This window comes from Pararhodobacter zhoushanensis, from assembly GCF_003990445.1.
Classification (GTDB): Bacteria; Pseudomonadota; Alphaproteobacteria; order Rhodobacterales; family Rhodobacteraceae; genus Pararhodobacter; species Pararhodobacter zhoushanensis.
The window spans coordinates 311,286-326,693 of record NZ_REEZ01000001.1; the positions used below are offsets into that span (position 1 = coordinate 311,286).

Below are 15,408 nucleotides of genomic sequence, written 5' to 3' on the forward strand. Positions count from 1 at the left end.
ATCGCACGGTGTACATCTATGGGTCGTGCCTTGACCTCAAGAGGTTCAATGAAAAATCGGGTCACTTTTGGGCGAGTTTAAGACAAGCTCGGCGGAACTGTGCCGGGCCTGCTTTCGCGCTTGACTTGAGCGGGCCGGAACGGGAAACCAACGGGCATGACAGCCGCACGTTTGACCATCGATCTCGACGCGATCGCCGCCAATTGGCAGGCGCTGTCGCGCCTGTCCGAAACCGAAACCGGGGCGACGGTGAAAGCCGATGCCTATGGCCTTGGCATCGGCCCGGTGGCGCAGCGTCTGGCCGAAGCGGGTGCGCGCACCTTCTTCGTCGCGCTGGCCGAAGAAGGGGCGACGCTGCGCAAGGCGCTCGGCACAGGTCCGCGGATCTTCGTGTTCTCGGGGCATATGGCGGGCGACACGCAGAGCCTGCGCAACCTGAACCTGATCCCGCTGATCAACTCGGCCGAGCAGATGGTGCGCCATGCCGAGGCCTTGGCCGGACACCCGTTCGGCGTTCAGCTTGACAGCGGCATGAACCGTCTGGGGATGGAGCCCGCTGAATGGGCCGCCGTGCGCCCCATGGTCTTGCAGGCCGGTCCCCAACTGATCATGTCGCACCTTGCCTGCGCCGACGACCGGCTGCATGTGATGAACGCCGAGCAACTTGAGACCTTTACCCGCATGACAAGCGGCATCGACGCGCCGCGCTCGCTGGCGGCGACCGGTGGCATCCTGCTGGGCCGCGACTATCATTTCGACATAACGCGTCCGGGCATCGGGCTTTACGGCGGCGCGCCGTATGACGATGCCTACCCGGTCGCCACGCTGTCGCTGCCGATCATTCAGGTCCGTGATGTCGAACCCGGAGAGGCTGTCGGCTATTCCGGCACATGGGTTGCCACGCGCCCCTCGCGCATTGCCACGGTTGCGGCGGGCTATGCCGACGGGCTGCTGCGCGCGCTGTCGGGCAAAGCGACACTGTGGGCCGGTGACACGCCCTGCCCGGTTGTCGGGCGCGTGTCGATGGACCTGATCACCTGCGACGTGACCGATCTGGCGGTTGAGCCTGACGCACTCGACATGCTGGGCGCGCACCAGACTGTCGACGCGCTGGCCGAGGTCGCCGGAACCATCGGCTATGAGATCCTTACCTCGCTGGGCGGGCGCTATCGGCGTCGCTATGTGGGCCACGGGGCATGACCGCAGCTGCGTTGTTGGGGGCGACGGGCCGGAGTTTTGCCGGGATGCTGGGTGCCCTGGGTCGCTTTGTCGGCTTCGCCGGGCAGGCGGTCGGCTGGATGCTTCGCCGGCCGTTTCATCTGCGCGAACTGGGTGTTCAACTGATCCAGATCGGCTGGCTCTCACTGCCCGTTGTCGGCATGACCGCGCTCTTTACCGGTGCCGCGCTGGCGTTGCAGATCTTTGCAGGTTCCGCGCGTTATGGCGCTGAATTCGCTGTTCCGTCGATCACCGCCATCGGCATGGTGCGCGAATTGGGACCCGTGCTGGGCGGGTTGATGGTGGCGGCGCGCGTGGCGTCTTCCATTGCGGCCGAGATCGGCACAATGAAAGTCTCAGAGCAGATAGACGCCTTGCGCACCCTGGCTGTTGAGCCGATGCAATACCTGACTGTTCCACGCCTGCTGGCAGCGACGCTTGCGATGCCGGTTCTGGTGGCCGTCGGCGATTCCATCGGTATTCTGGGCGGTTATGCGGTTGGCGTGACCCGACTGGGCTTTGATGGTCCGACCTATCTGGCCAATACGCTCGATTTTCTTGAATTTTGGGACATAGGCTCGGGCCTGGTAAAAGGTGCCGTGTTCGGGTTTCTGGTTGCCCTGTCTGGCTGCTATTTCGGCATGACCTCAGGCCGCGGCGCGCAGGGTGTGGGTGAGGCGACGAAATCGGCGGTGGTGCTGGCATCGGTGCTGATCCTTGCCTCAAACTACCTGTTGACCGAGGCGTTCTTCACCTCATGATCAGCGCTGACACTCTTTTCAAAGGTTTCGGCGCCAAGCAGGTTCTGCGCGGCGTGTCGTTTGATGTGCCCAAGGGCGAAAGTCTGGTGGTCATCGGCGGTTCGGGCACCGGCAAGTCGGTGCTGCTGAAATGCCTGCTGGGACTGGAACGCCCCGACAGCGGATCGGTCGAGGTTGCGGGCCTGCGCAATCCGCGACCGCAAGTCTTGGCGGCGCATGTCGGCATGCTGTTTCAGGGGGCCGCGCTGTTTGATTCGATCCCCGTCTGGCAAAACATCGCGTTTCGTCTGATGCGCGGGCCGGGACGCCTGCGCGCGCCCGAGGCCAAGGCGCTGGCGATCGAGAAATTGGCGCGCGTTGGCTTGGACAAGGGCACGGCCGATCTGTTCCCGGCCGAGCTGTCGGGCGGGATGCAAAAGCGCGTCGGTCTGGCGCGGGCCATCGCGGGCGATCCGCCGGTGCTGTTCTTTGACGAGCCGACGGCGGGGCTGGACCCGATCATGTCGGCGGTGATCAACGCCCTGATCCGCGAAATCGTCACAGAAATGGGCGCGACAGCCCTGACCATCACCCATGACATGCGCACCCTGCGCGATGTGGCGGACAGGGTAGCGATGCTGCATGAGGGGCGATTCTACTGGCAAGGGACCACCGCAGAGGCGTTGACCACCGATGATCCGGTGATGCGCCAGTTCACCGAAGGCCGCACCACCGGACCGATCCCTACCCTGCGCTGAGCACTCCACCGCGTTCATTCGTCCGCCTCTCCCAGATTGAGCGCAGCCATCGGCGCCATTGCTGGGAATGCCATGAGTTCTTCTTCTGCCGCATCGGGGGGCAAGGACAGTGCGGCAGGCGGGGAAAATCCCCCGTCTGGTACCGCGCTGGCGCGGACAGGCGGAGCGGCGTCGATCATGCTGTGTTGCTGCATCCCCCCCGGCCATCCGGTTAGACGTATCGCGCGCATGCCCCGCGTCTGGCCCAGCCTGCCAATGGCTTGAGGTACACCGTCCAGCGCGACCAGGCGCACCTCTTCCAGATTGGAGAGCGGCAACTCCAGCGCGCTGCCGACCCCCAACCGCAACACCTCAGCCAGAGGCAGCGTGACCCGGCCCAGTTCAGCGCGCAGCGCCGCAGGGGCGCGCAACACTGCCTCTTCCAGCGCGTTGGACCAATCCTTGACCGCTTCCGCGCCCAATGCCTCGGCCTCGACCGGGTCGACTTCCGGGGAATGGGGCAGCGCCAGCATCAGCCGCAGGGGTCGCGTGACATTGCCCGAGATCAGCGTTGCCGTCAGGGCGACCAGATCATAGTCGGTTTCATCCAGCAGGATCGGCAAGAGCCGGTGGTCAGGCACCGGGCGCGCGCAGCGCAAGGCGGATAAGGGATCATCCGGCCCCAGCGCGATCAGCGTGGTATCGATCACTTCGGACAACAAGGCAGCGTCTGTGGTGGTCGGCCGGCGCGGCCCCGGCTGCTTTGCACCGAGACGACCGATGGTCATCGCCTCGATCAACGTGATGAACCCGTCCAGATCGATCAGCGCCAGCGCAGGCCCGGCGCTGGTGGGGCCCAGCAAGGTGACAAAGGCCTCTGGCGCGATGCCATCGAGCAACTCGGCCAGCGTGGCAGATTTGCGATGCACCTCGCCCTGTTCGGCGACCAGCGGCGCGCCCGAGGACACCGCGTGACCAAAGGCCCGCACCAGCGTCGGCGCAGGGCCGAGAACCACGGGGGTTTCAGCCTCGGCGGGCGGGGTGCGCGGCGACAGTTTGCGCCGCAGCACCGGATCGCGGTCTAAAAGGGTCATGGCCTGATTTCCTGCACGTGCTGCAAGATCGCAGGCCGGTGTTAAAAAACCCTTGCCATTCGCCGCTTTATCTTACGCGTCGGACAGGCGGCTGATGACAACCATCACTTCGGGTTTCTTGCCGATCTCATCGACGCAGCAGTTGCGGACGCGGCGGCGGATCACTTCGGTCAACCGGTCGTCCGAGGCCAGAACCTTGCGGCCCGTGCGCTCCAGCTCTTCGGCCAGCTCGTCCTCGATAACCTCGGACAAGGCCCGATTCGAGCGTCCCTGCCGGGCCAGACCCGAACAATCGGCCCAAGGATCGCCCAGCGGCTGCCCGTCTTCGTCGATCACCAGCGTGATCAGCACCATGCCGTTGAGCGCCATCTTGATGCGCTCACGCACCACGCCGTCCATCGCGCCATAGATCGCCGATCCGTCAATATAGAGCCGCCCGGTATCGACATGCTCGACCACCTTGGGCTCAGGCCCGGTCAGGTCCAGCATCGTGCCGTTGGGCGCAATTACCGAAATCATGCCGCGTTTCTGGGCCAGCATCGCGTGCTGACGCAAATGGCGGTGTTCGCCGTGCATCGGGATCAGCACATTGGGGCGCACCAGCTCGTGCATGCGCTCAAGGTCAGGCCGGTTGGCATGGCCCGAGACGTGGTAAATGCCTTGGCTGTTATCCGCGACATCAACGCCCTTTTCCGACAGCGCGTTGACGATGCGCAGCACGTCGCGCTCATTGCCCGGAATGGTCATCGACGAGAAGAGGAACAGATCCCCCTCTTTCAGCGAGAAGCCCAGATACGAGCCGCGCGCCAGTTGCGCCGAGGCAGCGCGACGTTCACCCTGACTGCCGGTGACGATCAGCATCAGGTTTTCGCGCGGGATCTCGTTGGCCTCTTCGGCGCTGACCACCAGCGGGAAGTCGTGCAGCAGCTTGGCCTCGGTCGCGGTGCGCACCATGGTCTGCATCGCGCGGCCCAGCAGGCACACTGTGCGCCCGGCAGCGCGCGCGGCCTTGGCCAGCGTGCGGACGCGCGCCACGTTGGACGCGAAGGTCGTCGCCACCACCAGCCCGGGCGCGCCCTTGACCAGATCGGTGATCGCCTGCGGCAGCGAGCTTTCCGAGCGGCCCGGATGCGGCGAGAAGATGTTGGTCGAATCCGACACCATCACATCGACGCCCTTGTCGCCGAGCGACCGGTACAGGTCTTCGTCGAAGGGATCGCCGACGCCCGGCGCCATGTCCAGCTTGAAATCGCCTGTGTGCAGCAGACGGCCTGCCGGCGTTTCGATCAGCATCGACGAGGCTTCGGGCAGAGAGTGCGCGATGGGCAGGAACGAGACCTTGAACGGCCCCAGCTCAACCACCTCACCTTTGCCCAGTGTGATGATCTTGTCGACGGGCTGCCCCGCCTCCATCATCTTCTTGGCCGCGATCCGCGCGGTGAAATCGCGCGCATAGACCGGTGCTTTCAGGCGGCTGTAGAGATGCCCCAGCCCGCCGACATGGTCTTCATGCGCGTGGGTGATGAAGATCCCGTCCAGACGGTCGCGGCGCTTTTCCAGCCAGCTGATGTCAGCGGTGATCAGATCAATGCCGGGCGTGCCGTCCATGTCCGGAAAGGTTACCCCGATATCGACCAGGATCAACCGCTCATTGTTCTTGGGGCCATAGCCGTAGACATAGGCGTTCATGCCCACTTCTCCGGCGCCACCCAGCGGCAAATAGATCAAACGGTCTCTGGTCGTCATGCGGTCGTCAATTCCCTGTTGTATCGGTTGATGAGCACGAGGCCATGCAACGTCAGATCGTCCTCGACCGAGTCGAAGATCTCGGTTCCTTGGTCAAAGAGCGGTGCCAGACCGCCGGTCGCGATCACGCGCATCGGCCGTTCACGCTCGATCCTGATCTGGCGCACAATGCCTTCGACCAGGCCGACATACCCCCAGTAGATGCCAGACTGCATACAGGCAACCGTATTCGTGCCAATCGCGCTTTGTGGGCGGGTGACATCGACGTGCGGAAGCGCCGCAGCGGTGCTGTGCAGCGCTTCAAGCGAGGTATTTACCCCCGGCGCGATGGCCCCGCCGATATAGGCCCCGTCAGTGTCGACCACGTCGAAGGTGGTCGCGGTGCCGAAATCCACAAGGATCAGGTCGCCGCCGTGACGGTCAAACCCGGCGACCGTGTTGACCAGACGGTCAGGACCGACGGTCGTGCCCTGATCCACGCGGGGCGGGACCGGCAGCTGGCAGTCAGGCTTGCCCACGACAATCGGGCGGCAGCCGAAATAGCGGTCACACAGGACACGCAGGTTGAACACCACGCGGGGTACGGTCGAGGAGATGATCACCTCGGTGATGTCGGCGTCGATCTTGCCGAGGTTCATCAGGGTTGAGAGCCAGACGTAGTACTGGTCGGCCGTCTGCCGGTGATCGGTCGCCGTGCGCCATGTGGCGAGGAAATCGTAGCCGTTCCAGACGGAGAAGACGGTATTGGTGTTGCCGCAGTCAATGCAGAGCAGCATGGCAATCCTCAGCGATCAGGGAAAGAAGATGTCGGCGGCGGGGATGGCGCGCGGACCTTGCGCGGTGCGCAGCACCAGCGCGCCGGTGGCGTCGATGGTCTCGAAAGTGCCCTGCACCTCTTCGGTCATCGTGCGCGCGATGAGGGTCTGGCCCAGCCGCGTGACACATTGCAGGAAAGCGGTGCGGATCGGCTCAAACCCGTAGGTCCGCAGGCGCTGGTCCCACGTGGCGAAGGCAGGGGCAAGGTGATCGAGCAAGGCTTCGGGCTGCACGGTCAGGCCGGTTTCCGTGCGCAGATTGACCGGGGGAAAGGCGGCCGCAGGGTCCGTCGGGGGCGAGGCGCGCAGGTTCACGCCGATGCCCAGCGACAGCACGCCCTGCCCCGGGCTTTCCAGCAGAATGCCCGAGAGCTTGCCGCCATTGAGCAGCACGTCATTGGGCCACTTCAGCGCAAAGCCCGCCTCAAGCCCGGTCAGCCCGATCAGCGCCTCGTGCAGCGCCAGTGCGGCCACGAAGGAGCGCAGCGCCAGTTGTTGTGGTGGTTCGTCAAGGCGTTGGATGAGCGTCGCGGCAAAGTTCCCCGAGGGGTCAACCCACGCCCTGCCCCGTCGCCCGCGCCCGGCGGTCTGACGCAGGGCGAGGATCCATGTCGGAGCTTTGAGGTCAGGCAGTCGGCGCAGGGCCTCGGCCATGGTGCTGTCCGTCTCGGACAGCACCAGCCGATCATGGCCCTGCGGCCAGTCCGGGTTAGTTGACAAGCGCCTGCGCCGCGACGGCGGCCGCGCCCTCGATCCCGAACAGATTGATCACGCCCAGCACGGTGACCGCAGCGGCGGCCAGCGTCAGCCAGCGTTGAGCCGGGGCACCGTCGTCGTCCAGCGGGTCGATTTCGGTACCGAAGTACATGAAATACACGATCCGCAGGTAGTAGAACGCGCCGATCACCGAGGCGATCACACCGATCACCGCCAGCACGACATAGCCGGAACCGATCACCGCAGCGAGCACGGCGAACTTGGCCCAGAAGCCGATCAACGGCGGCACGCCCGCCAGCGAGAACATCAACACCAGCAGCGCCAGTGCCTGTACCGGCTGGGCTTTGGACAACAGGTTCAGATCGTCGATGCTCTGCACCGGGCGACCTTCACGGCGCATGGTGAGCATGAAGGCAAAGACGCCGACCGACATGGTGACGTAGATCGCCATATAGAGCAGCGTCGCCTTGACGCCCGCCTCGGTCCCGGCAGTCAGGCCCAGCAGGGCAAAGCCCATATGCGAGATCGACGAATAGGCCATCAGGCGCTTCAGGTTGCGCTGACCCAGCGCACCGATCGCACCGACCACCATCGACGCACCAGCAAGGAAGCCGAGGATCTGACCCCAGTCGCCCGGCGCTTGTCCAAAGCCGTCGAACACCAAACGCGCCAGCAGCCCCATCGCCGCAACCTTGGGTGCTGTGGCGAAGAAGGCGGTGACCGGCGTGGGCGAGCCCTCATACACGTCGGGCGTCCACATGTGGAACGGCACCGCCGAGATCTTGAAAGCAAGGCCTGCCAGCATGAAGGCCAGCCCCATCAGCAGACCAACCGGCAGGTGATCGCCGTGCACGACGCTGGCGATCCCCTCAAACCGGGTGGTGCCCGAGTAGCCGTACACCAGCGACGCGCCATAGAGCAGCAGGCCCGAGGCCAGCGCGCCCAGCACGAAGTATTTCAGACCGGCCTCGGTCGCCTTGGCGCTGTCGCGGCGGAAGGCGGCGAGGACGTAAAGCGCCAGCGATTGCAGTTCCAGCCCCATGTAGAGCGTGATCAGATCCTGCGCCGAGACCATGACCATCATCCCGACCGTCGCCAGCGAAACAAGGATCGGATACTCGAACTTCATCATCTTGGTGCGTTCGAGATAGTCCATGCCCATCACCAGCACCGCCGCGGCGGCCAGCAGAATGGCCATCTTGGCGAAGCGGGCAAAGGCATCCTCGACGAACAGGCCGCCGAAGGCGCTCTGCGAGACAGGTTCCTGCACGCCGATCAGCACGGCGAGCAGGATGAACACAGCCACCGTCGCCCAGGTCAGAGCCTGCGCCAGCCGGTCCTTGCCAAAGTAAGCGCCCGCCATCAGCGCCACCATCGCCCAGAGCGACAGCAGGATTTCGGGCAGCGCGATCGAAAGATCAACCGAGGTCATCGGAGCGGGCCTTTCAGTGACTGGGGGCCGCGTGCGACGCGGCCTCATTGGCTGCGTCGGTGGGGGTGTGAACCACCACGCGGGCGGCGGGATCGATACCGTTCGCAGCGTTGTATTGGGTGACGAGCGCCGAGGTCGACGGACCGATCAGATCAGTGATCAGCGACGGATAGACACCCAGAAGCAGGGTCATCGCCACCAGCGGCGCGAACATGAGCTTTTCACGCATGTCCAGATCGGTGATCTGTTTCAGGCTGTCCTTGACCAGCTGACCAAAGACCACCCGGCGATAGAGCCACAGACCGTAGCAAGCCGAGAAGATCACCCCGGTCGCCGCCACGGCAGCAACCCAGGTGTTGACCTGGAACACGGCCATGAACGTCAGGAACTCACCGACAAAGCCCGACGTCCCCGGCAGGCCGACGTTGGCCATCGAAAACAGCATGAACACGGCCGCATACACCGGCATCCGGTTCACCAGACCACCGTAAGCGTCGATGTCGCGGGTGTGGATGCGGTCATAGACCACGCCGACCGCCAGGAAGAGAGCGCCAGAGACAAAGCCGTGGCTGATCATCTGGAAGATCGCGCCATCAAGGCCCTGCTGGTTGGCGGCAAAGATGCCCATGGTCACAAAGCCCATATGCGCCACCGAGGAATAGGCGACCAGCTTCTTCATGTCCGACTGCACCAAGGCGACCAGCGAGGCATAGACGATGGCAATCGCCGACATCCACAGCACCAGCGGTGCCAGCAGATCAGAGGCAACCGGGAACATCGGCAGCGAGAAGCGCAGGAAGCCGTACCCGCCCATCTTCAACAGCACCGCCGCCAGCACGACCGAACCTGCCGTCGGTGCCTGAACGTGCGCATCGGGCAACCAGGTGTGGACCGGCCACATCGGCATCTTCACAGCGAACGAGGCAAAGAATGCCAGGAACATCAGCGTCTGCGCGCCGCCAGCAATCTGCCAGCCCAGCAGCGAGATCGGCCCGGCGTCAAATTCGAACGCCAGAAGCGTCGGAATATCCGTCGTGCCCGCTTGCAGGTACATGTAGATCATCGCGACCAGCATCAGCACCGAGCCGATGAAGGTGTAGAGGAAGAACTTGAACGCCGCATAGATGCGGTTCTGACCGCCCCAGATGCCGATGATCAGGAACATCGGGATCAGGCCCGCCTCGAAGAACAGGTAGAACAGGACCAGATCCAGCGACACAAAGACGCCGATCATCAGCGTTTCGAGCAGCAGGAAGGCGATCATGTATTCCTTGACGCGCGTCTTGACGCCCCAGCAGGCACCGATGGTGATCGGCATCAGGAAGGTCGTCAGCATGACGAACAGGACCGAGATCCCGTCAACGCCAAGGCTGTATTTCAGGCCCAGGATCCAGTCGCGTTGCTCGACGAACTGAAAGCCCGTATCCGCAGGATTGAACTCGAACAGCAGGATCAGCGAGATCAGGAACGTCGCGCCGGTGGCGAACAGCGCCAGCAGCTTGGCTTGCCGCTGGGTGTTCTCATCCTCGCCATGCAGAAAGACAGCCCCGATCAGCGCCGCAATCGCAGGAAGGAAAGTGATGATGGACAGCAGGTTCAGCATCAGTGCGCCCCTCCGGAGAGCGTAACGTAAGTGACCAACACCGCGATGCCGATAACCATGGCGAAGGCGTAGGTGTAGATATAGCCGGACTGGACGCGGGCATAGACGCGGTTGAGCATCGGCATCACGCCCATGGTCAGCCCGTTGAGGAACCCGTCGATGGTATTGCCGTCGCCGCGCTTCCACAGGAATCGGCCGATGGCCAGCGTCGGTTTGATGAAGATGAAATTGTAGATCTCATCGAAGTACCACTTGTTGAGCAGGAAGCGGTACAGGATCGGCTGGTTCGCGGCCAGTTTGGCCGGGGACTCGGGCTTCCAGATGTAGAAGATATACGCCAGCACGAAGCCCACCAGCATCGCCAGGAACGGCGCGAGCTTGGTAAGCGCGCTCAGGTTCTCATGCGCGTTGTGCAGGGTCTCGTTGGTGTCCAGCATGGCGATGGAATGGCCGAAGAACTCATGGATCGCCTCGTGCGAGCCAAAGAACGGCTCGTACCAGATCATCCCGGCGAAAACCGCGCCGATGGCCAGGATGCCCAGCGGGATCACCATGGTCAGCGGGCTTTCATGCGCGTGGTCATGCGTGTGATGATCGCCGCGCGGCGTGCCGTAGAAGGTCATGAAAATCAGGCGCCACGAGTAGAACGAGGTCATCGCCGCCGCCACAACCAGCGCCACATAGGCATAGGTCGCCCCGCCGCCCATCGCGCTTTCGATGATCGCGTCTTTCGACACGAAGCCAGCAAAGCCGATATGGGTAAAGGGAATGCCGACGCCGGTGATCGCCAGCGTGCCGATCATCATCGCGTAGAAGGTGTAGGGCAGCTTTTTACGCAGACCGCCATAGTTCCGCATGTCCTGCTCGTGGTGCATCCCGTGGATGACCGAGCCGGCGCCAAGGAACAGCATTGCCTTGAAGAACGCGTGCGTCAGAAGGTGGAACATGGCGACCGAATAGACGCCCACACCCGCCGCCACGAACATATAGCCCAGCTGCGAACAGGTCGAATAGGCGATCACGCGCTTGATGTCGTTCTGCACCAGACCCACGGTCGCCGCAAAGAACGCGGTGGCCGAGCCGATGAGCACGATGAACGTCCGGGTGTCGTTGGCATACTCCATCAGCGGCGACATGCGGCAGATCAGGAACACGCCCGCCGTCACCATGGTCGCGGCGTGGATCAGCGCCGACACGGGCGTCGGGCCTTCCATCGCGTCGGGCAGCCAGGTGTGCAGGAACAGCTGCGCCGATTTACCCATCGCACCGATGAACAGGAAGAAACAGGCGGTGTTCAGCGCGTTCCAGTCGGTGCCCAGGAAGTGGATCGACTGCTGAGACAGAGCCTCGGCCTGATGGAAGATGTCGTCGAACTGGACCGAGTCCGCAAGGAAATACAGCATCATGATGCCGATGATGAAGCCAAAGTCACCCACGCGGTTGACGATGAAGGCCTTCATCGCAGCGGCCGAGGCCGACTGCTTTTTCCAATAGAACCCGATCAGCAGATACGAGGCAAGACCCACGCCTTCCCAGCCAAAGAAGATCTGGATCAGGTTGTCGGCGGTCACCAGCATCAGCATGGCGAAGGTGAAAAGCGAGAGATACGCGAAGAACCGGGCGCGGTAGCTTTCGTCATGCGTCCAGTTTTCATCATGGGCCATGTAGCCGAACGAATAGAGGTGCACGAGCGCAGAGACCGTGGTCACCACGATCAGCATCACCGTGGTCAGCCGGTCAAGCCGGATGCCCCAGCCGCCAACCAGCGAGCCCGAGTCGATGAAGCGCAACACCTGAATCGAGGTGTCGTGCCCGTCAAAGCTGAGAAACAGGATCCACGAGAGCAGCGCCGACAGGAACAGAAGCGCCGTGGCAATCACCATCCCCGTCTTTTCGCCAATCATCCGCCAGAACAGGCCGCAGATGATCGCGCCCACCAGAGGAGCAAAGAGAAGCGTCGTCGCCATCACACTCAGCCTTTCATCACGTTGACGTCTTCGACGTCGATCGTGCCGCGGTTACGGAAGAAGGTGACCAGGATCGCAAGACCGATCGCAGCCTCGGCGGCGGCGACGGTAAGCACGAACATGGTGAAAACCTGCCCCACCAGATCCCCCAGATGGCTGGAGAACGCCACCAGGTTGATGTTCACCGACAGCAGGATCAGTTCGATCGACATCAAGATGACGATGATGTTCTTCCGGTTCAGGAAGATCCCGAAAATCCCGATCACGAACAGCGCTGCCGCCACTGTCAGGTAATGCTCAAGTCCCACCATTTGGTCCCTCGTTATCTTTTTATCCAAGGCTCCGCAGGGGGCCCCGGTATCGTCTGGTGGATGTCAGTTCAGGCCTTGGCCCGGTTTGACATCCTTGAGTTCCATCGCCTTGGCCGGGTCGCGCCACATCTGGTGCAACACGTTCTGGCGTTTGACGTCCGTGCGGTGGCGCAGGGTCAGCACGATCGCACCGATCATGGCAACCAGCAGGACCAGACCGGACAACTGGAACGCCAGGAAATACTGATCGAAGATCAACAGGCCCAACGCGCGGGCGTTGTCGACCTGAGCCAGATCCGGCGTCACCGCCAGACGCATGCCATCGGCGCCCTCGGCCGAGGTCCAGGCCCCGAAGAGCAGCGCCAGCTGCATCAGGATGACGATCCCAACGACCGAGGCGAGCGGGAAATAGCGCGCCATTTCGGCTTTGAGCTCGGCAAAGTCGATGTCGAGCATCATCACCACAAACAGGAACAGCACCATCACCGCGCCGACGTAGACGATCATCAGCAGCATGGCGAGGAATTCAGCCCCCATCAGCACGAACAACCCGGCTGCCGAGAGGAAGGTCAGGATCAGCCACAGGACCGAGTGTACCGGGTTGCGGGCCACCACGACCAGCAAAGCCGCCACAACCGCCACAATGGCGAAGGCGTAGAAGGCAAAATCGGCAACGCTCATGCGTTCTTCTCCTCGGTCTCTGCAAAGACGCTCTGGGCAATTTCCAGCGCCTTCTGCATGGCGGGCAAGCCGCCGAACATGCTCATTTGCCAGATCACTTCGGCGATCTCGCGTTGTGTCGCCCCGGCTTCCATCGCGTGGCGCACGGTTGTCTTCAGCTGCGGCTCGGCCTGTGCACCCAGCACGGTCAGCGCCGCAACGGTCACCAGAAGCCGCGTCTTGGCGTCCAGCCCTTCCCGGTTGAAGGTGCGCCCGAACCACATTTCCATCATGTCCTTGGACATGGTGGGCATCAACTTGTCCAAGCCCGGAACCTTGAACTGTTCCAGCGCCGGGTTGAAAGCACGCAGCATCTCTTGCGAGCTTTCCATCATCTGCTGCAGCATCTTGTTGTACGCTTCGGTCATGCCACGCCCTCCCCTTCGGCGTCGAAAACCTCGATGGCCGCGTTGAGCGCGTTGAACATGGCAGGCATCCCGCCATAAAGCGCCATTTGATAAATGACTTCGGCGATTTCCTCGCGCGAGGCTCCCAGCTTGCGGCAGGCAGCAACGTGGATCTTCAGCTGCGGGCGGGTCTGCGCGCCCAAGGCTGTCAGCGCTGAAATGGTGGCCAGCTCCCGCGTTTTGTCGTCCAGAACGCCGCGCGTATAGGTGCGCCCGTTCAGCTCGACCAGATCGCGGGCCAGCCCCGGCAACAGCGCGTCATAACGCGCGCGCAGGGCCGTTTCCATACCGGGGTTCGTCGCCTCGGTATAGGCCTTGCCACGCGCGTAGGCGTCAGACTGTTGCAGGTCAGCGGTCATCGGTAGGGCGCGTCCAGTTCCAGGTTGCGGGCGATCTCGGCTTCCCAGCGGTCGCCGTTCGAGAGCAGCTTGTCCTTGTCATAGAACAGCTCTTCGCGGGTTTCCGTGGCGAATTCGAAGTTCGGGCCTTCGACAATGGCATCGACCGGGCAAGCCTCCTGGCAGAAGCCGCAGTAGATGCATTTCGTCATGTCGATATCGTAGCGCGTGGTGCGGCGGCTGCCGTCGTCACGGGGTTCCGCGTCGATGGTGATTGCCTGCGCGGGGCAGATCGCTTCGCACAATTTGCACGCGATGCAGCGCTCTTCACCGTTGGGATACCGGCGCAGCGCATGCTCACCGCGGAAACGCGGGCTGAGCGGCCCCTTTTCATGCGGGTAGTTGAGCGTGTCCTTGGGCCGGAAGAAATACTTCAGCCCCAGCCCGAACCCTTTGAAGAAGTCCGCCAGCAGGAAGTATTTTACGGCGCGGGTATAATCGATCTGGCTCATATCAGCCCCCAATCGCCCAGCGAGCCCAGAAGCCGCCAAGCACTTCAAATTTCGCCAGGAACGCCACGATCACGACCCAGCCCAGCGACATCGGCAGGAAGACCTTCCAGCCAATGCGCATTAGTTGGTCGTAGCGGTAGCGCGGCACGATAGCCTTGACCATCGAGAACACGAAGAACGCCAGCAGCATCTTGATGACCATCCACCAGATGCCATCGGGCAGACCCGGGATCGGGGACAGCCAGCCGCCGAAGAACAGAAGCGAGATCAGCGCGCACATCAGCACGACCGCAACCAGTTCGCCGATCATGAACAGCAGGAACGGCGTGGACGAGTATTCCACCTGATAGCCAGCCACCAGCTCGGATTCCGCTTCGGGTAGATCGAACGGCGGGCGGTTGGTTTCCGCCAGCGCCGAGATCAGGAACAGGAACATCATCGGGAAATGCGGGATGAAGTACCAGTTCAGCAGTCCGTAGTCGCCTTGCTGTGCATGCACGATATCGGTCAGGTTCATCGACCCGGTCGAGATGATCACCCCGATGATGATCAGACCGATCGACACCTCGTAGCTGATCATCTGCGCCGCGGACCGCAGCGAGCCCAGGAACGGGTATTTCGAGTTCGACGCCCAGCCGCCCATGATCACGCCATACACCTCAAGCGAGGAGACGGCGAAGATGTACAGGATCGCGACGTTGATGTTGGCAACGACCAGACCTTCAGAGAACGGGATCACCGCCCAGGCGATCAGCGCCATGACCAGCGACACCATCGGTGCCAGCAGGAACACGATGCGGTCGGCCCCGGCGGGGAAGATCACTTCCTTGACGATATACTTGATGAAGTCGGCGAAGCTTTGCAGCAGGCCGAAGGGACCAACGATGTTGGGCCCTTTGCGCATCTGGACGGCGGCCCAGATCTTGCGGTCAGCGTACATCAGGAACGCCAGTGCCACCAGAAGCGGCACAATGACCAAAAGGACCTGCCCGACGATCAGCAGGAAAATCCCGAAGTAGTTTGTGGTAAAGAAGTCAGCCATGTGTTGTCC

Annotated in this window: 16 protein-coding genes; 3 read left to right on the top strand and 13 right to left on the bottom strand. The window is 62.8% G+C overall.

Features of this window, described 5'->3' with window-relative positions; translation table 11 throughout:
• Positions 1-156 precede the first annotated feature (156 nt).
• Genes alr through EAE28_RS01500 form a run of 3 tightly spaced genes read left to right on the top strand, consistent with a single transcriptional unit; the run spans position 157 to position 2,716 of the window.
• Positions 157-1,200 (top strand): alanine racemase, encoded by a 1,044-nt coding sequence (alr, locus tag EAE28_RS01490; protein ID WP_127104048.1) that lies wholly within the window; start codon positions 157-159, stop codon positions 1,198-1,200.
• On the top strand, positions 1,197-1,979 hold the full coding sequence (locus EAE28_RS01495) for an MlaE family ABC transporter permease (protein ID WP_127104049.1): 783 nt from the start codon (positions 1,197-1,199) through the stop codon (positions 1,977-1,979). The genes alr and EAE28_RS01495 overlap by 4 nt, the downstream gene beginning before the upstream one ends.
• Positions 1,976-2,716, top strand: coding sequence for an ABC transporter ATP-binding protein (locus EAE28_RS01500; RefSeq protein WP_127104050.1), 741 nt, complete (start codon positions 1,976-1,978; stop codon positions 2,714-2,716). The genes EAE28_RS01495 and EAE28_RS01500 overlap by 4 nt, the downstream gene beginning before the upstream one ends.
• Positions 2,717-2,730: 14 nt before the next feature.
• On the opposite strand, the gene EAE28_RS01505 is transcribed toward EAE28_RS01500, so the two are convergent.
• The 13 genes from EAE28_RS01505 to nuoH all read right to left on the bottom strand — a co-directional run bounded on the left by EAE28_RS01505 (position 2,731) and on the right by nuoH (position 15,399).
• The gene (locus EAE28_RS01505) at positions 2,731-3,789 is read right to left on the bottom strand and encodes a FliM/FliN family flagellar motor switch protein (RefSeq protein WP_127104051.1); all 1,059 of its coding nucleotides are present in this window, start codon (positions 3,787-3,789) and stop codon (positions 2,731-2,733) included.
• 72 nt (positions 3,790-3,861) lie between these two features.
• Positions 3,862-5,535, bottom strand: coding sequence for a ribonuclease J (locus tag EAE28_RS01510; RefSeq protein ID WP_127104052.1), 1,674 nt, complete (start codon positions 5,533-5,535; stop codon positions 3,862-3,864).
• On the bottom strand, positions 5,532-6,311 hold the full coding sequence (locus tag EAE28_RS01515) for a type III pantothenate kinase (RefSeq protein WP_127104053.1): 780 nt from the start codon (positions 6,309-6,311) through the stop codon (positions 5,532-5,534). The genes EAE28_RS01510 and EAE28_RS01515 overlap by 4 nt, the downstream gene beginning before the upstream one ends.
• A 15-nt stretch (positions 6,312-6,326) precedes the next feature.
• Entirely contained in the window at positions 6,327-7,070 is a 744-nt protein-coding gene (locus EAE28_RS01520; protein ID WP_127104054.1) for a biotin--[acetyl-CoA-carboxylase] ligase, read from the bottom strand.
• Positions 7,060-8,499, bottom strand: coding sequence for an NADH-quinone oxidoreductase subunit NuoN (gene nuoN / locus EAE28_RS01525; protein ID WP_127104055.1), 1,440 nt, complete (start codon positions 8,497-8,499; stop codon positions 7,060-7,062). The genes EAE28_RS01520 and nuoN overlap by 11 nt, the downstream gene beginning before the upstream one ends.
• Positions 8,500-8,512: 13 nt before the next feature.
• Positions 8,513-10,102, bottom strand: coding sequence for an NADH-quinone oxidoreductase subunit M (locus EAE28_RS01530; RefSeq protein WP_127104056.1), 1,590 nt, complete (start codon positions 10,100-10,102; stop codon positions 8,513-8,515).
• Complete coding sequence (nuoL, locus tag EAE28_RS01535) at positions 10,102-12,069, bottom strand: NADH-quinone oxidoreductase subunit L (RefSeq protein ID WP_127104057.1); 1,968 nt, start codon at positions 12,067-12,069, stop codon at positions 10,102-10,104. The genes EAE28_RS01530 and nuoL overlap by 1 nt, the downstream gene beginning before the upstream one ends.
• A 5-nt stretch (positions 12,070-12,074) precedes the next feature.
• Complete coding sequence (nuoK, locus tag EAE28_RS01540) at positions 12,075-12,380, bottom strand: NADH-quinone oxidoreductase subunit NuoK (protein ID WP_127104058.1); 306 nt, start codon at positions 12,378-12,380, stop codon at positions 12,075-12,077.
• Positions 12,381-12,443: 63 nt separating this feature from the next.
• A complete protein-coding gene (locus EAE28_RS01545; protein WP_127104059.1) occupies positions 12,444-13,061 on the bottom strand; it encodes an NADH-quinone oxidoreductase subunit J in 618 nt (205 codons plus the stop codon).
• Complete coding sequence (locus tag EAE28_RS01550) at positions 13,058-13,468, bottom strand: carboxymuconolactone decarboxylase family protein (protein ID WP_127104060.1); 411 nt, start codon at positions 13,466-13,468, stop codon at positions 13,058-13,060. The genes EAE28_RS01545 and EAE28_RS01550 overlap by 4 nt, the downstream gene beginning before the upstream one ends.
• On the bottom strand, positions 13,465-13,866 hold the full coding sequence (locus tag EAE28_RS01555; protein ID WP_127104061.1) for a carboxymuconolactone decarboxylase family protein: 402 nt from the start codon (positions 13,864-13,866) through the stop codon (positions 13,465-13,467). The genes EAE28_RS01550 and EAE28_RS01555 overlap by 4 nt, the downstream gene beginning before the upstream one ends.
• On the bottom strand, positions 13,863-14,357 hold the full coding sequence (gene nuoI, locus EAE28_RS01560) for an NADH-quinone oxidoreductase subunit NuoI (protein WP_127104062.1): 495 nt from the start codon (positions 14,355-14,357) through the stop codon (positions 13,863-13,865). The genes EAE28_RS01555 and nuoI overlap by 4 nt, the downstream gene beginning before the upstream one ends.
• Before the next feature lies 1 nt (position 14,358).
• Positions 14,359-15,399: an NADH-quinone oxidoreductase subunit NuoH gene (gene nuoH / locus EAE28_RS01565; RefSeq protein WP_127104063.1), complete on the bottom strand. Its 1,041-nt coding sequence runs from the start codon at positions 15,397-15,399 to the stop codon at positions 14,359-14,361.
• Between the last annotated feature and the right edge of the window lie 9 nt (positions 15,400-15,408).

Bases quoted from the DNA above. Each gene is read 5' to 3' on its own strand.
- EAE28_RS01550 (WP_127104060.1), bottom strand. From the start codon at position 13,468: ATGACCGAAGCGTACAACAAGATGCTGCAGCAGATGATGGAAAGCTCG.
- nuoI (WP_127104062.1), bottom strand. From the start codon at position 14,357: ATGAGCCAGATCGATTATACCCGCGCCGTAAAATACTTCCTGCTGGCG.
- nuoN (WP_127104055.1), bottom strand. From the start codon at position 8,499: ATGACCTCGGTTGATCTTTCGATCGCGCTGCCCGAAATCCTGCTGTCG.
- alr (WP_127104048.1), top strand. From the start codon at position 157: ATGACAGCCGCACGTTTGACCATCGATCTCGACGCGATCGCCGCCAAT.
- nuoH (WP_127104063.1), bottom strand. From the start codon at position 15,399: ATGGCTGACTTCTTTACCACAAACTACTTCGGGATTTTCCTGCTGATC.
- EAE28_RS01545 (WP_127104059.1), bottom strand. From the start codon at position 13,061: ATGAGCGTTGCCGATTTTGCCTTCTACGCCTTCGCCATTGTGGCGGTT.
- EAE28_RS01500 (WP_127104050.1), top strand. From the start codon at position 1,976: ATGATCAGCGCTGACACTCTTTTCAAAGGTTTCGGCGCCAAGCAGGTT.
- EAE28_RS01515 (WP_127104053.1), bottom strand. From the start codon at position 6,311: ATGCTGCTCTGCATTGACTGCGGCAACACCAATACCGTCTTCTCCGTC.
- EAE28_RS01555 (WP_127104061.1), bottom strand. From the start codon at position 13,866: ATGACCGCTGACCTGCAACAGTCTGACGCCTACGCGCGTGGCAAGGCC.
- EAE28_RS01495 (WP_127104049.1), top strand. From the start codon at position 1,197: ATGACCGCAGCTGCGTTGTTGGGGGCGACGGGCCGGAGTTTTGCCGGG.
- EAE28_RS01510 (WP_127104052.1), bottom strand. From the start codon at position 5,535: ATGACGACCAGAGACCGTTTGATCTATTTGCCGCTGGGTGGCGCCGGA.
- EAE28_RS01505 (WP_127104051.1), bottom strand. From the start codon at position 3,789: ATGACCCTTTTAGACCGCGATCCGGTGCTGCGGCGCAAACTGTCGCCG.
- nuoK (WP_127104058.1), bottom strand. From the start codon at position 12,380: ATGGTGGGACTTGAGCATTACCTGACAGTGGCGGCAGCGCTGTTCGTG.
- nuoL (WP_127104057.1), bottom strand. From the start codon at position 12,069: ATGGCGACGACGCTTCTCTTTGCTCCTCTGGTGGGCGCGATCATCTGC.
- EAE28_RS01530 (WP_127104056.1), bottom strand. From the start codon at position 10,102: ATGCTGAACCTGCTGTCCATCATCACTTTCCTTCCTGCGATTGCGGCG.